Consider the following 13,988-nt stretch of genomic DNA (forward strand, 5'->3'; position numbering starts at 1 on the left):
CGCTCTCTCGCGGCGACAAATATGATATTATCATCTTCCCCAACACAAGTCAACACCTTTTTTTAAAAATTTTATTCCTGATTAACAGAAGAAGGAGGCCGTCGCCTCCTCCTATGCCTGATCGCTCACCGTCCTTGCTTGAACATCCGGCTTTCCGGCCGGCAAAGCAAGCGTCAATCCCAGATTGATCACCGCAATTCCAATTAAAATTAAAAAAATATGGTGCATGCCCAGTGCCAAGGTTTCGCGCAACCCCGACAAAAGCCCTTCCGGGACCGCGGACAAACGGTGTGCATCCAGCAGGCGGTTGATTTCTGAAGCCGGGATCTGCATTTTTTGATTTTGCAATGACAGGTTAAACAGCGCTCCAAACACCGTGACCCCCACTGTTTGTCCAAGGGAGCGCAAAAAAGTGTTGGAGGCGGTGGCCGTTGCCCGCAGGTTCCATTTTACAGAGGATTGGACAATCACCGTGCAAACGGTCATCACAAAGCCGAAGCCGAATCCGTTTGCCAACATGACAACCGGCAAGATCCAACCCGGGGTGTGAATATCAATGTTGCCCAAAGCCAGACATCCCGCCAATATAAACATCATGCCGAAAAACGCGGTCAGGCGCGGGCCCGTTTTCAACATCAACCGCCCGCCGACAAACGCCCCCGACATCCAGGCAAGCGACATGGGCAACAACACCATTCCCGATCCGGCGGCTCCGTAACCGATCACCCCTTGCACCCATAAAGGCGTATATACATTTAAAGCAATCAAAATCGAACTGGCCAAAAAGGAAATGACATTCGCCACCAGAATGGACGGGATTTGAAACAAGCGGAGCGGAAGCATCGGTTCGCGAGCCTTGGTTTCAATCCAAAAAAACAGGATGAAACCGACGACCCCCAAAGCCGCAAGCCCCTGCAAATAAGGTGTTTTCCAGGAGACTTCCGTTCCTCCGACCGAGAGCACAAACAACAAAGAAGTGACGGCAATGAAAAAAGTAAAAGCGCCCGGATAATCCACTTCCGGCTTTTCCTTGATTTCCCCTTCTTCCTTTAAAAACAGCATCACCATCAACATGGCAAGCAATCCGAAAGGCAAATTGATGTAAAAAATCCACCGCCAGGAAATATAATCAACCAAAAAGCCGCCGATCAAAGGGCCGACCAACCCGGCCAATCCCCAAACCGAACTGAATAAGCCTTGCACTCGGGCCCGCTGCTCGTACGGGTAAAGGTCCCCGATAATGGTAAACGTGGTCGGGTTCAGTGCACCGGCCCCGATACCCTGCACCGCCCTAAACCAGATCAACCCGGTCATGGAGCCGGCGATCCCCGACAGCATGGAACCGATCAAAAACACAATTCCCCCGAACATAAAAATCCGTTTGCGCCCGAACAGATCTGCGAGCTTCCCGAAGATCGGGATGGTCACCGTGGATGCCAGCAAATAGGCGGCAAACACCCAGCTGATATATTGAAGTCCCCCCAAATCGCTGGCAATCCGTGGGATCGCCGTACTGACAACCGTCACTTCAATCGCTGACAAAAACGTGGCAATCAACATGGCCACGGTCACTTTTTTTCTGTCTGACATATCCGTCACCCTCACATTTCATGCAATCATTGTTCCGCCGGTCCCATCAACCGCTGTTCCATTGTACTAAAAATCGGTTCATGATAAAATCGAGCTGATTTCAACTTGAAGGAGGAGCATCATGCTGCTGTCCGGGAAACTGAATAAAATCCGCACTTTTGCCATGCTCTTGATCTTTGCCGGAGTCGGGGTCATGTACCTGGGTTTCTTCTTTCAAAGCCTGATGGTTTTGTTTTTTGTCCTCGGTATGATTTTCGTTTTGGCCAGTGTGGGGATCTACTTTTGGGTCGGCATTCTTTCCACACACTCGGTGCAGGTCGTTTGCCCTTCCTGCAACAAACCGACCAAAATTTTGGGAAAAAAAGACGAATGCATGCACTGTAAAGCCATCTTGTCCCTCGATCCGAAAGATGCTCCGGTGGAAGCACTTTCCGGATCCCCCGACGGGAGCATGGAAAAGTGAACCATAAAAACCTTCTTCCGTCCTCCCTGAGGCATCACGGGATCATTTTGTTTGACGGGGACTGCTCCCTCTGTAACGGATGGGTGCGGTGGATCATCCAACGGGATTCCCAAGGTTATTTTCGGTTTGCCTCCTTGAAATCCGAAGAAAGCGAATGGCTTTCCCAACGCTTTGGAGTCCCTTTTTCTACGCTTGACTCGGTCATTCTCATTGAACAAGGGCGTTATTTCACCCGGTCCACGGCGGTTCTTCGCATATTGCAGAGATTGACCCGTTTTTCAGTCTTCACCAGACTGTTTTTCCTCATTCCACGCCCCTTGCGCGATGCGGTCTACCGGTTCGCGGCAAAAAACCGCCACCGCTGGAACCGGAGAAAGCAAACTTGTCCGGTCCCCACCCCGGAACAACAAAAAAGGTGGTTGAAACACCTTTTAAAAAAAGAAGATTCTTTCTGAACCGCCATATTTTATGCCCATCCCAACCAATGACCGGTTGGTTTTTTTTCTTTTTTCTTACAAAAAAAGGATTCTCCCGAGTTTTCTCGAACAACTATGCGTGAAGTCCTCCGATGATATGCATCCGATCCGGACTATGTATGGAAAGAAAAGGAGGCAAAACGCGTGAAATCACACAATCTTCTGGAAATGCTGTCGCGAACCGTCAAACGGTTTCCGGAACGAACGGCACTCTCTTGGGAAGAAAATGATGAGTTACATAAATTGAGCTATCAACGCCTTTGGAACATGATCCGGGATTTTGCATTCGGTTTGGAGAAAATCGGAATCCGACCCGGCGCAAAGATTGCCGTCATTGCAGAAAATCACCCCCGCTGGGTGATCAGTGAATTTGCCGTTTTAAGCCTGGGAGCCACAAGCGTGCCGATTCACCCCAACCGGCATCCTGATCAGATCCGCAAGATTTTGAGACACGCCGATGTGACTGGGATCATTACGGATCGGTATGAATTGCTGGAAAAGGTAAAAGGTGCATCCGACCTGCTGCAACATTCCATCTTGTTAAACGGAAAAGCCGATGGATCTCTCGGGGCTTTGCAATTTGAAACCATCATCCAGATCGGCCAGTCGATTGCAAACGAAGAGCAGGAATGGGCCTATCCCTCCATCCAGCCTTTGGATGTCGCGGTCATTTATTACCCGAATGACAAGACGAAAACCGAAAAAGGGGTTCTGCTTTCACACGGGAATATTCTGAACAATCTCCAGAGCTTTCTGTACGTGATTCCTTATACAAAACACGACCGTCTGCTGTCGGTGTTAAACCTGTCCCATCCTTTTGAGCGGATTGCCGGCTACCTGGCCCCGCTGGCAACAGGGGCGGAGATCACTTACATTGCCAGGGATGCCAACTGGGTGAAAGCCAGCAAACGGATCAAACCGACGCTGTTCTCTTTGTCGCCGGTTTTGGTGCATACCATCTATGAGTATTTGAATAAACAAATCCAATCGTCCCCGGCCAAAAAATTTTTATTTCAACACGCCCTTCGTCAAGCAGAAAAAATATACGGATTGAAAAGAAAAGGATACAACTGGTCTGTCCCATCCTCTTTGCAACTGCATCAATCCCTGTCGCAAACCCTCTTGTTTGCGCCCCTTCAAAAGCAATTGGGCGGACGGGTCCGGTTTATTCTCTCCGGAGGGGCACCCTTGAATGAAAAAGTCCATCGCTTTTTTTGGTGCATCAATCTGCCGGTGGTGGAATCGTATTACCTGACCGAATGCGCTTCGGTCATTTCCGCAACCAACCTGTCCTGCCCGCAACCGAAAACGGCGGGGAAACCGCTTCCGGGAATCGAACTCCGCATTCAAGCCGACGGGGAGTTGATGATTAAAATCCCGCAAGTCATCTCGGGCTATTACAAGATCCCCTTATCAGACACCAACGTATATACCAACGGCTGGATCAGCACCGGGGATCACGCGGAAATGGATGCCGACGGCACGTTGCACAACCTTCGCCGCAAGGTGGAACTGGACCCCCAAAAAGCCGTTCTGCCGACTGCCGTCCACAAAGAGCCAATGGCCGGCTTCAGCCCCTAAAAAACCCTGCTTCCATACGGGGCAGGGTTTTTTACTGTTTCGATTTCACTTGGCAATCCGGACAAATTCCGTATATTTCCAAGCGGTGGGTATGAACCTGATAGTTCGTGATTTCCGCCGCTTTTTTTTCAATCTCAAGCAGAGGCATGTGGTCAAAATCCGTGATTTTCCCGCATTTCCGGCAAATCACATGATAATGATCCACCATATTGGCATCAAAACGGCTGGAAGAATCTCCGTACGTCAATTCACGAACCAAGCCGGCATCTTTAAACAACCGCAAATTATTATAAACCGTGGCAACACTCATATTGGGAAAAGTGCCTTCCAATGACTTGTAAATCTCATCAGCTGTTGGATGTCCCATGGTTGAATAAAGGTAATTGAGAATCGCATGCCGTTGCGGCGTCATGCGCACACCATTTTCTTTCAGGGTTTCAACAGCCTTTTCTAGTCGGCTGTTACTCATCTATTTCCACCTCTCTAATATGTTCGCAGCAAAAAAGGAACGATTCTAATTTAATAATATATATAATTAGTCTACTTCTTGTTTTGCCTTCTTGTCAATGCGGTTTCAGCGCCCCGCACTTTCCCTTGCATCCCCCGCCGGTTCACATTCTCCCCCCCAAACGGGCATGTTCCGGAAAAAAAGATCATATATATCCATAAAAAAACAAAAAAAGAAAGTGAGTGAATTCCATGTTGAAATTGTGGTCGCAAATTTACGGAGGAGTTCTCACACTGATCGGGATTGCCGGTTTCTTCCTGTCATCCAATGAGTCCCTCCAATTGACGCTCACGCACAATCTCATTCACTTGGTGAGCGGTCTGATCTATTTGGGGGCGAGCCTGAAAGAAAATTGGGACCGGCTTGCCATGAGAGTCTTTGGTATCCTTTATGGTTTGCTGGCCGTTTACGGTTTATTCAGCAACCAGCTCTTCGGCCTTGTAAACATCACTCTTACCACCGAAATCTTTAATTTCATCGTCGCTTGTGGAGCTCTTTACCTGGGCTTTGTCCACGAGCGGATCAGCCAAAAACAAGAAAAAAAGGAACAAGCAAACACTTGAACCTTTCACCAAAGGCATGATGCCCGGCCGGTGGCAATTCATGCCTGTTTTTTTATATCAGGGTCATTTCTTTTCCGAAATATCCCCGCGGTTTTTTCCATACCAGCAATAAGGAAGCAAATCACAGAGATCACATTTCGGATTCCGGGCCGTGCAACAACGACGACCGTGCCAGATCAGGCGGTGATGGGTATCACTCCACAGGTTGCGGGGAATTTTCCGCGTTAATTGGCGCTCGGTTTCAAGCGGGGTCTTGCTGTCTGCCAAAGCCAAGCGATTGGCCACCCGGTGCACATGAGTGTCCACAGCCAAGGCCGGGACCCCAAAAGCATTGGAAAGCACCACATTGGCCGTTTTGCGGCCAACCCCCGGCAAAGCTTCCAGCTTCTCTCTCTGTTGCGGGACTTCCCCTTCATATTCTTCAACCAAAATCCTGCAAGTTTGCAGGATATTTTTGCTTTTATTCCGGAACAGCCCGATCCCGCGAATGTGTTCAGCCAACTCTTCCTCGGTCAATGTTAAAAAATCTTGCGGGGTCGGAAACTTGGCAAACAGGGGTTTGGTGATTTTATTCACTTGTTTGTCCGTGGATTGTGCAGACAAAATCGTGGCAATCAAAAGTTCGAATGGATTCTTGAAATGAAGTTCACAATGAGCGTCCGGATACATCTGCTCCAAAAGCTCCAGAATCTTCCCTGTTTGGACTCGTTTGGGTTTCGGTTTCAAAACACTCCCTCTTTCTTGTCTATTTGCGTTTGACTGCTTCGATGATCAATTCCCGGCTCCGGTTGTCAAAAGGCTGATAACGAAAGTTCCCGTACCGACGGATCACTTTAAATCCGCAGAAAGTGAGCAAATGATTCAGTTCCGACGGATAAATGTACCTTAAGCGAAAGGTGGTCCGGATCCGCTCCTTGAGCCGGCCGGACGGGCTGTAGTGCTCAAAATAGCGAATGACATGAGCCAGCTGGGAAAAATGATCAAATTCGGTAAAGTCATAAAGCTCAACCGTTTCTTCCGTCCCCGGGACAGGAAACGTTCCTCTGTAGGCATACTGATTGTCCATTTCATATAAATGTTTAATGAACGGGACAAAAACATTAAAGGCCAAAACCCCGTCATCCGTCAAATGCTGCCGAATGCATTTCAACGTATTGACCTGATCCCGCACCGTCAACAGATGCAAAAAAGACCGGTAAGGAATGATGATCAGGGGAAACTTCCGGTCCAGACGGAAGTCCGCCATATTGCCGTGAACCCACTCGATGTTCCCGTCCAAATTCATCTCTTTGGCCTTTTTTTCGGCCCTTTTTAACATCGGTTCGCTCAAATCCAATCCGACGACAGGGATGCCTTCCCTCGCAATCGCAAGGGTGCACCGGCCGGTTCCGCAGCCCAATTCCAAAACCGGACCACCCTGTTGTTTGGCCAGTTCCGTGTAATAAGTGATGTCATGATCCAGCCCCGTTGAGGTCCAGTCATAATAGTCCGGCAAATCATATGTATAAAAATCCATGTTCCACCTCCGTCCGTAAAACGGCAAAAATCAGTGAAACCATTTGACAGGAGCAGTCCGAAGGGTTTCGCCGGGAAACCCTTCTTCCCGTCCTACTGTAAGTTTTCTTTGACAAACTGCAGAACTTCCTGCACATGATCCGCAACTTTCACTTTCCGGTAAGCTTTGGCAATCTTCCCATCTTTATCGATCACAAATGTGGAACGTTCAATCCCCTTGTACTTTCTTCCAAACATGTTTTTATCTTTGATCACTCCGTATTTTTCACAAACCTCTCCCTCCGGGTCACTCAGCAAAAGGAAAGGCAGATTCTGCTTTTCAATGAACTTTTGGTGGGAAGCAATGGAATCTTTGCTGATTCCCAAAATCACGGTGTTGAGGTCCGAAAATTCCTGATAGGCATCCCGAAAGTCGCAAGCTTCTCTGGTACAGCCCGGTGTCTGATCCTTGGGGTAAAAAAACAGAACCACATTTTTGCCTTTGAAATCAGATAAAGACACGGTTTCCCCGTTTGTGGCTTCAAGCGTAAAGTCAATGGCTTGATCTCCTTCTTTGATCAAAGGAATCCACCTCCTGAATGCTTCCGAAAACGGTAAACATATTTTAACACTTCTCAAAAGGAGATGAAACGTTCAGCCCTTACCATAAGGTTGCGGAAATGATTTTATCATACCCAAACAAGATTACATTTATAATAAAAATATAACTTGTATCGCTTCACAACCATCACGGTGGTGACCATGGATGATCAAGCGAAGAAAACAGCTTTTGCTGCAATTGCTCCGAGAAAAGAAACCGGTTACAACCAAAGAACTGGCCCGGGAGCTGAAGGTCTCTGAAAAAACCATCCGCAATGACTTGAAACAACTGGATGGCTGGCTGTCATCCCGGTCCGACGCCGAGATTTGCCGCCGGCCGGGGGTCGGGATCTTCCTACATGCCAGCGAAAAAGAGAAAGAAAAACTGGAACATCTGGCTGTCCGTTCCGCCCGTTTTCCAACCGGAACGGAACCGGCGGTCAGAAGAAATGAAATGTTGTTGGACTTCTTTTTCAGCAAGAAGTCTCCCACCCCCGCGGAATGGGCCCGGCGATTTTATGTCAGCAAAGCAACCATTCATCACGATCTGGCTGAAATCGGCAAACATTTGCAATCCTTTCAACTCCGTCTGGTCCGAATCTCCCCTTCCCGTTTTAGCATCCGGGGGGAGGAGAAAAAATGCCGGGAATTGTTGGCCCGTGTAATAAGCAAGTTTCCTCTCTCCCGGGACCGGCGTTTTCAACAGGAAACCTTGATTGTTTCCGATATGATCCGCCGCTTTGAAGAAGCCATGGGGTATTCCTTTTCAGACGAATCATTGTCCCGCCTGATCATTCATCTTGTCATTGCAATCAAGCGGTGCAAAGCAGGCCATGTGGTCCGTTTGGACGACCGGGAGCATTCTTCATTGAAAAAAAGGAAAGAGTACGTTTGGATCGGGCAATATGCTGCCGAACTCGGGCAAAAATTGGCCTTTCAGCTGCCGGAACATGAAATCGCATACATCACGCTGTATTTGCTGAGCGCCAATATCCATTACCGCTCCCCGTTTTACAACACGGTTTCTCCATTGGACCGGGAAGCCATCACCTGGGCCCGGCAGCTGATCAAAAAAATGGAAGCCATCACCCATTTCCCGTTCACCCGGGATGAAGAACTGTTCACGGGTTTGGCAATCCATTTTCACACCGCCGTGATCCGGCTGAAACATCAATTGCATTCACCCAATCCCATGCTGCAGGAAATCAAACGGCTCTATCGTTATACATTTGAAACCTTGGTTTTTGCCTGCACTTGGTTGAAAGAAAAAATGGACATGCCTTTTTCCTTCCCGGAAGATGAGATTGGTTATCTCACCCTTCATTTTCAAGCGTCTTTGGAACGGCGGAAAAATCAATCCCGCCCGGTTAAAATCCTTTTGGTTTGTACCACGGGCATGGGGACATCCCAATTGCTCGCCGCCAAAATCACACGTACTTTTCCCGAGTTGCAGTTGGCAGCCACCCTGCCGGAATCCAAACTGGATCAGGGCATCGCCGCTTGCCGTCCGGATCTGTTGGTCAGTACCGTTCCCTTGGAACATCCAACCGTTCCGTCCATTTGCATCTCCCCGTTATTTTCGGAACAAGACCGGGAAAAGCTTGCGGATTTTATCAAAAGGAAGAGGCTTCCCTTTGACGGGAAAGAAGCTTTTCCGGTGATCAAATCATGGCTTGGATCTTCGCTTGTGTTCCGGGATCTGAAAGCCTCCGGCAAAGAAGAAGTCATCCAACAGCTGGGGCAACAATTGGTGCGGCAGGGGTATGTCGAACCCGGCTATGTTTCCAGCGCCATCCGGCGTGAAGCGTTAGCCGGTACCTATATTGGCGGGGGCATCGCCACACCGCACGGGTTGATGGATCAAATAGTGAAATCGGCGGTTGCTGTCGCCCATTTGCCGACTCCGGTTTCATGGGATGGAAACCCGGTATCTTTTGTGATCATCCCGGCGATCAAATGGACGGACAAAGAAATGGCCGAGCACTTTTACAAAGAGCTGGTCGAACTGACCGACCATCCGGCGGATTTATATGAATTGATCATGACATCCGGATGAAAAAGGGGGTTTCTTGCGATGAAATTGCTTGCCGTCACCGCTTGTCCGACGGGCATTGCCCATACATATATCGCAGCTGAAAAATTAAAACAAGCGGCGACCGAAAAAGGAATCGACATCAAAGTGGAAACCAGGGGATCAATCGGGGTTGAAAATGCATTGACCCAAGCAGAGATTGAGGCCGCCGACGGGATTATCATCGCGGCCGACAAAGATGTCGAACCAGGAAGATTTCACGGAAAGCGGGTTTTGATGGTTTCCGTTCAGGATGCCATCCACAAAACGGATGAACTTTTCCAACGCTTTCTGGACGGAGAGGTTCCCGTCTACGAAAGCAAAGCACAAAAACAACCGGAAAAGGCGGATGATTCCGAAAACCAAACCACCAAAAGCGGGGCCGCCGCGAGCGAATCCAAAATTAAAAAGTACGTTTACCGCGATTTGATGAACGGCGTTTCTTACATGATTCCGTTTGTCGTGATAGGGGGATTGTTGATCGCTCTTTCCCTCGGATTGGGAGGGGTTCCCACACCGGACGGGTTTGTGATCCCTGAACATTCGATTTGGAAAAAGGTCAATGAAGTCGGTACGACCGGTTTTATGTTCATGGTCCCCATATTGGCCGGTTTCATTGCCATGAGTATTGCAGACAGACCCGGACTTGCACCCGGAATGATCGGCGGTTACATCGCGGCCAACGGCCATTTTTACAACAGTGAAGCCGGAGCCGGTTTTATCGGGGGGATTCTTGCCGGATTTTTGGCCGGTTACATCGCCAAAGGGATCAAACAACTGCCGGTTCCCAAAATGCTTCAGCCCATTATGCCGATTCTGGTGATCCCGCTTTTTACTTCTTTACTCGTTGCACTGATTTTTATTTATGTCGTCGGAACTCCGATCTCCATGTTGATGGAAAGCCTGACTCATTTCTTAAGCGAAATGGAAGGAACCAGCAAATTGATTCTGGGGTTGATCTTGGGAGCCATGGTGGCCTTTGACATGGGAGGGGCCGTCAACAAAGTCGCCTTTTTGTTCGGCGCCGCCATGATCGGCGAAGGAAACCCGTATATCATGGGCTCGCTGGCCGCAGGCATTTGCACCCCTCCGCTCGGAATGGGGTTGGCCACGTTGATCAATCAGAAGAAGTATGAGCCGGAAGAACTGGATGCCGGAAAAGCCGCCATCGCCATGGGATTGGTGGGGATTACCGAAGGAGCCATTCCTTTTGCCTCGCGTGATCCTTTACGGGTGATTCCATGCATCATGGCCGGATCCATGGTGGCTTCCGCCATCGCGATGCTCGGACAAGTCAGTGACAATGTCCCGCACGGCGGCCCGGTCATGATCCTCTTTCAAGCCATCGGCAACGTTCCCGTCTTTTTGCTGGCGATCCTTTGCGGAACGCTCGTCACCGCCTTCAGCGTAAACTTTTTGAAAAAACCGGTCCAAAACGATTCGTGAGAAAAGGAGGAATCTTTTAGTGGACATCCGCGATTTGATCAAACCCGAACACATCAACCTGAACCTTCAAGGTGCGACCAAAGATGAAGTGATCCGTGAAATGGTGCATTTGCTCGACGAAAACGGTGTCCTCCTAGACCGTCAAGCTTTCTACCACGAAATCATCCAACGGGAAAAACAACATCACACCGGAATCGGTTTTGGCATCGCCATCCCGCACGGAAAATCATCCGCGGTCCGGACGCCTTCCATTGCGTGCGGGAAAACAGCTTCCGGCATGAACTGGGATGAGGAAGGCAACGAACCAGTGCAATGGATTTTTATGATTGCCGTTCCGGAAAACCAGGCAGGCAACGAACACTTAAAAATCCTGCAAATGCTGGCTGCGCGTTTCATCGATTCCGCATTCCGCGAACAGCTTGCAAACTCCCGGAGCGCGGCCGAAGTTTTTCAACTGCTGACCCAACCAAACTGATTTTTCTTCCGGGAAACGGCCGGTTTCCCGGAAAACCCCGATTTTGTGTTGAAAGGAGCATCACCGATGTCTTTGGAACCCCTGTTTCTAAAACCCGTCTTTCAGGAACGCCTTTGGGGCGGCCGCCGTTTGCAAGAACAATTTCATTATCCGGTCCCTTTTGAAAAAACCGGGGAATGCTGGGCCATTTCCGCCCATCCTCATGGCCGGTGCCTTGTAAAAAACGGACCTTATCAAGGCAAAAACCTTCAGGAACTGTGGGAAAATCACCAAGAGCTTTTTGGGGACCGCAAGGAAAAAACGTTTCCTTTATTGACCAAATTGATCGATGCTTCTTCCGATCTGTCGGTGCAAGTGCATCCGGATGAAACCTATGCCCGCGTCCATGAAGACGAAGAACACGGGAAAACCGAGTGTTGGTACATCCTCGATTGCGAGCCGGGAGCCGAAATCATCCTGGGGCATCAAGCCAAGAGCAAAGATGAATTACAAACCATGATCAGGGAAAACCGGTGGGAAGATCTTTTGCAGCGCATTCCGGTCAAACCGGGCGATTTTTTCTATATCCCCAGCGGAACCGTCCATGCTTTGGGGGCCGGCATTCTTGTTTTGGAAACCCAACAAAGTTCTGATGTCACCTATCGGCTTTATGATTACGACCGGGTGGACCAAAACGGGCAAAAGCGGGAACTGCATCTTGACAAAGCCTTGGATGTCATCCGGGTTCCTCACCGTCCGGAACCGGTTGTGCCGCAAATCATCCAACAAAAAAATGCTGTGTTTACCACCTTTCTTAAGTGCCCGTGGTTTACGGTGGAAAAATGGGAAATCGACGGAACAGTTCGGATACCGACCATTGAAAATTTCCTTCTGGTGAGTGTCATCGGCGGTCGGGGACAAATCCGAATCAACCGGCGAACCGCCTCCTTTCAAAAAGGAGACCATTTCATCCTGCCCTTTTTGACAGGAGAATTCCAATTATCCGGACAATTCACGCTGATGGTGTCCCAACCCCCTTCTGCCTGAGGAAAAATGGACCGGTTCCCTCTTGCTTGTCCGACCGGGATTCGTCCGGTGGTTCCAGCCCCCCCGAAAGAATGCTTTTCATCCCGACGGCCCGTAAACGGGACAAATGCCAAACCGTGTTTCAAGCAGACATGGTGGTCGGAGGTGTCGGCTCCGGTGTGGGCGTTTCTACCTGTTGCGGAGCTTCTTCCCCTCCTCCCTTTTTTGAAATGATATTTAACGTTGTTCCCACGTTAAACGATCCGGCATCTCCCACCGTATAAATCCGAATGGATTGAATACACACTTTCAACAAGAAAACCACCTCAATCGTTTTGATCAAATTGATCGGGATCAAAATATACATTCCGCTCAAAATCCAAATTCTTGGGAAAATCGCCAATCGGTGAAGATCCTCCCAACGATTTGGTCAAACTGTCATTCCCCACATTGATCGTGTTTCCAAAATTGACTGAACCTGAGTTACTTATATTGTTGATTTTGATGTTCAGAATGTTATTGATGGTCCCCACGCTTTCCCCTCCTCATGGTGTCATATTTGCAGGGATCGGTTTTGCCTTGGCTTCTTCGGAAAACGGATTTCCAAAACCCCCCGGCGGTATCTGGCATGCGTATATCTTTTGGATACCGATGCCTGTAAAGGAATCACCTTTTGAAACATGCCTTTTTTTCTTTCCGAGAAGATGGTTTGATACCCCTCATACGGAGACGGGTAATCCCCTTTAATAATCAAATTGTTTCCTTCCAATTTCAAATCTAAAGCACGAACGTTTTCCAGTCCGGGCAAATTGACCACCACAATCACTTCATTTTCCCCGTGATAAACATCGGCTGCCGGTTCATCTTGACGGGCCGCCGTTTGCATGTCTTCAAAAAAGTCCTCCCCCAAAAATTGACGGGCCAGCTCATGCCAGGGCATTTTGCGGAAAGTATTTTTCAACCATCATCTCTCCTTTTGCCGGTACATTGGTATGATGCCCATATTTTATTCGATGCGGGCCCGTCTTGTCACAAGGAGGGCATGAATCCATAGACCCTCATCATATAATGGAACCAGGATAAAAAGAATCCGGGGGAATGGTTTGCATGTACCAGCATCCTCTTGATTGGATGGATCAACGGCTAAAATATTTGGAACAAGAAATCCGGCGCCTGCAACAAGAAAACCGCCAACTGAAAGAGGCCATAGAACAACTGAAACCCGTGCACATCGAAAAAATCGAATATAAAATCCACGAATTGCATGTCGAAACGTTAAGCGGGACTTTAAATATCGGACTGACCGCCAACGGGGAAGATGTCGGGGTGGGGGAAATCATTGAAAAAATGGTAGACAACCACTCTTCCCAAATCGTGGTGGAAGACGAAGAAGATAAACAAGAACCGGCGGAATCTTCTTCGTAATGTTGCCGGCCGTTAAAATTTGATCTAATCTTAAACCAAAAAGACAAGGAGCTGCCGGTATGAGAATGATCATTGCCGTCGGGATCGGCGGTGCCGTCGGAACCTTGCTCCGCTTTGGAGTGGCGCAGGCTTTCAATGACCCCGTTTTTCCGTTCGGAACCCTGATGGCCAATTGGACAGGCTGTCTCGGGTTGGCCTGGTTGAATGAACAAAGAAAAATCTCCTTTTCTCCGGTTTGGCAAAAAGGATTGGGACCCGGACTTTTGGGGGCATACACCACTTTCTCCACGC

The 13,988-nt window shown here is 49.0% G+C and carries 16 protein-coding genes and 1 pseudogene; 9 read left to right on the top strand and 8 right to left on the bottom strand.

From position 1 onward, the window contains the following. Positions 1–111 precede the first annotated feature (111 nt). Positions 112–1,590 carry an MDR family MFS transporter gene (locus tag H1R82_RS12300; RefSeq protein WP_181732783.1) on the bottom strand — a complete coding sequence of 493 codons (1,479 nt, stop codon included), beginning with the start codon at positions 1,588–1,590 and terminating at the stop codon, positions 112–114. 121 nt (positions 1,591–1,711) lie between these two features. Between H1R82_RS12300 and H1R82_RS12305 the strand changes: the two genes are divergently transcribed. The 3 genes from H1R82_RS12305 to H1R82_RS12315 all read left to right on the top strand — a co-directional run bounded on the left by H1R82_RS12305 (position 1,712) and on the right by H1R82_RS12315 (position 4,110). Next, positions 1,712–2,053: a DUF2614 family zinc ribbon-containing protein gene (locus H1R82_RS12305; protein WP_181732784.1), complete on the top strand. Its 342-nt coding sequence runs from the start codon at positions 1,712–1,714 to the stop codon at positions 2,051–2,053. Next, the gene (locus H1R82_RS12310) at positions 2,050–2,508 is read left to right on the top strand and encodes a thiol-disulfide oxidoreductase DCC family protein (RefSeq protein WP_309544831.1); all 459 of its coding nucleotides are present in this window, start codon (positions 2,050–2,052) and stop codon (positions 2,506–2,508) included. The genes H1R82_RS12305 and H1R82_RS12310 overlap by 4 nt, the downstream gene beginning before the upstream one ends. A 165-nt stretch (positions 2,509–2,673) precedes the next feature. Next, a complete protein-coding gene (locus H1R82_RS12315; protein WP_181732785.1) occupies positions 2,674–4,110 on the top strand; it encodes an AMP-binding protein in 1,437 nt (478 codons plus the stop codon). A gap of 31 nt (positions 4,111–4,141) precedes the next feature. Here the strand turns inward: H1R82_RS12315 and H1R82_RS12320 are convergent, their stop codons facing one another. Next, positions 4,142–4,579 carry a Fur family transcriptional regulator gene (locus tag H1R82_RS12320; protein ID WP_181732786.1) on the bottom strand — a complete coding sequence of 146 codons (438 nt, stop codon included), beginning with the start codon at positions 4,577–4,579 and terminating at the stop codon, positions 4,142–4,144. A gap of 230 nt (positions 4,580–4,809) precedes the next feature. Between H1R82_RS12320 and H1R82_RS12325 the strand changes: the two genes are divergently transcribed. Then, positions 4,810–5,181 (top strand): DUF4383 domain-containing protein, encoded by a 372-nt coding sequence (locus tag H1R82_RS12325; RefSeq protein ID WP_181732787.1) that lies wholly within the window; start codon positions 4,810–4,812, stop codon positions 5,179–5,181. Positions 5,182–5,244: 63 nt separating this feature from the next. Here the strand turns inward: H1R82_RS12325 and nth are convergent, their stop codons facing one another. From nth to bcp, 3 genes are all read right to left on the bottom strand, one after another. After that, entirely contained in the window at positions 5,245–5,907 is a 663-nt protein-coding gene (gene nth / locus H1R82_RS12330; protein ID WP_181732788.1) for an endonuclease III, read from the bottom strand. Positions 5,908–5,926: 19 nt separating this feature from the next. Continuing rightward, positions 5,927–6,697, bottom strand: coding sequence for a class I SAM-dependent methyltransferase (locus H1R82_RS12335; protein WP_181732789.1), 771 nt, complete (start codon positions 6,695–6,697; stop codon positions 5,927–5,929). Positions 6,698–6,789: 92 nt separating this feature from the next. Next, complete coding sequence (bcp, locus tag H1R82_RS12340) at positions 6,790–7,254, bottom strand: thioredoxin-dependent thiol peroxidase (protein WP_309544832.1); 465 nt, start codon at positions 7,252–7,254, stop codon at positions 6,790–6,792. A gap of 187 nt (positions 7,255–7,441) precedes the next feature. Between bcp and H1R82_RS12345 the strand changes: the two genes are divergently transcribed. From H1R82_RS12345 to manA, 3 genes and pseudogenes are all read left to right on the top strand, one after another. Beyond that, positions 7,442–9,331 carry a BglG family transcription antiterminator gene (locus H1R82_RS12345; protein ID WP_181732790.1) on the top strand — a complete coding sequence of 630 codons (1,890 nt, stop codon included), beginning with the start codon at positions 7,442–7,444 and terminating at the stop codon, positions 9,329–9,331. An 18-nt stretch (positions 9,332–9,349) separates the two neighbouring features. Beyond that, a pseudogene (locus H1R82_RS12350) lies at positions 9,350–11,267 on the top strand (fructose-specific PTS transporter subunit EIIC). A gap of 66 nt (positions 11,268–11,333) precedes the next feature. Then, positions 11,334–12,293, top strand: coding sequence for a mannose-6-phosphate isomerase, class I (gene manA, locus H1R82_RS12360; protein ID WP_181732793.1), 960 nt, complete (start codon positions 11,334–11,336; stop codon positions 12,291–12,293). 121 nt (positions 12,294–12,414) lie between these two features. On the opposite strand, the gene H1R82_RS12365 is transcribed toward manA, so the two are convergent. The 3 genes from H1R82_RS12365 to H1R82_RS12375 are packed head-to-tail and all read right to left on the bottom strand — an operon-like array spanning position 12,415 to position 13,233. Continuing rightward, entirely contained in the window at positions 12,415–12,675 is a 261-nt protein-coding gene (locus H1R82_RS12365; RefSeq protein ID WP_181732849.1) for a hypothetical protein, read from the bottom strand. Then, positions 12,599–12,805 carry a spore germination protein gene (locus tag H1R82_RS12370; RefSeq protein WP_082240704.1) on the bottom strand — a complete coding sequence of 69 codons (207 nt, stop codon included), beginning with the start codon at positions 12,803–12,805 and terminating at the stop codon, positions 12,599–12,601. The genes H1R82_RS12365 and H1R82_RS12370 overlap by 77 nt, the downstream gene beginning before the upstream one ends. Before the next feature lie 20 nt (positions 12,806–12,825). Next, complete coding sequence (locus H1R82_RS12375) at positions 12,826–13,233, bottom strand: Hsp20/alpha crystallin family protein (protein WP_181732794.1); 408 nt, start codon at positions 13,231–13,233, stop codon at positions 12,826–12,828. Positions 13,234–13,379: 146 nt separating this feature from the next. Between H1R82_RS12375 and gerPC the strand changes: the two genes are divergently transcribed. Together gerPC and H1R82_RS12385 are read left to right on the top strand one after the other, a co-directional pair. Beyond that, complete coding sequence (gerPC, locus tag H1R82_RS12380; protein ID WP_232334023.1) at positions 13,380–13,697, top strand: spore germination protein GerPC; 318 nt, start codon at positions 13,380–13,382, stop codon at positions 13,695–13,697. A gap of 59 nt (positions 13,698–13,756) precedes the next feature. Then, positions 13,757–13,988: fluoride efflux transporter FluC (locus H1R82_RS12385; protein ID WP_181821673.1), on the top strand; the 232-nt coding region annotated here is incomplete at its 3' end.

The organism is Thermoactinomyces intermedius, assembly GCF_013912365.1.
GTDB classification, from domain to species: domain Bacteria; phylum Bacillota; class Bacilli; order Thermoactinomycetales; family Thermoactinomycetaceae; genus Thermoactinomyces; species Thermoactinomyces intermedius.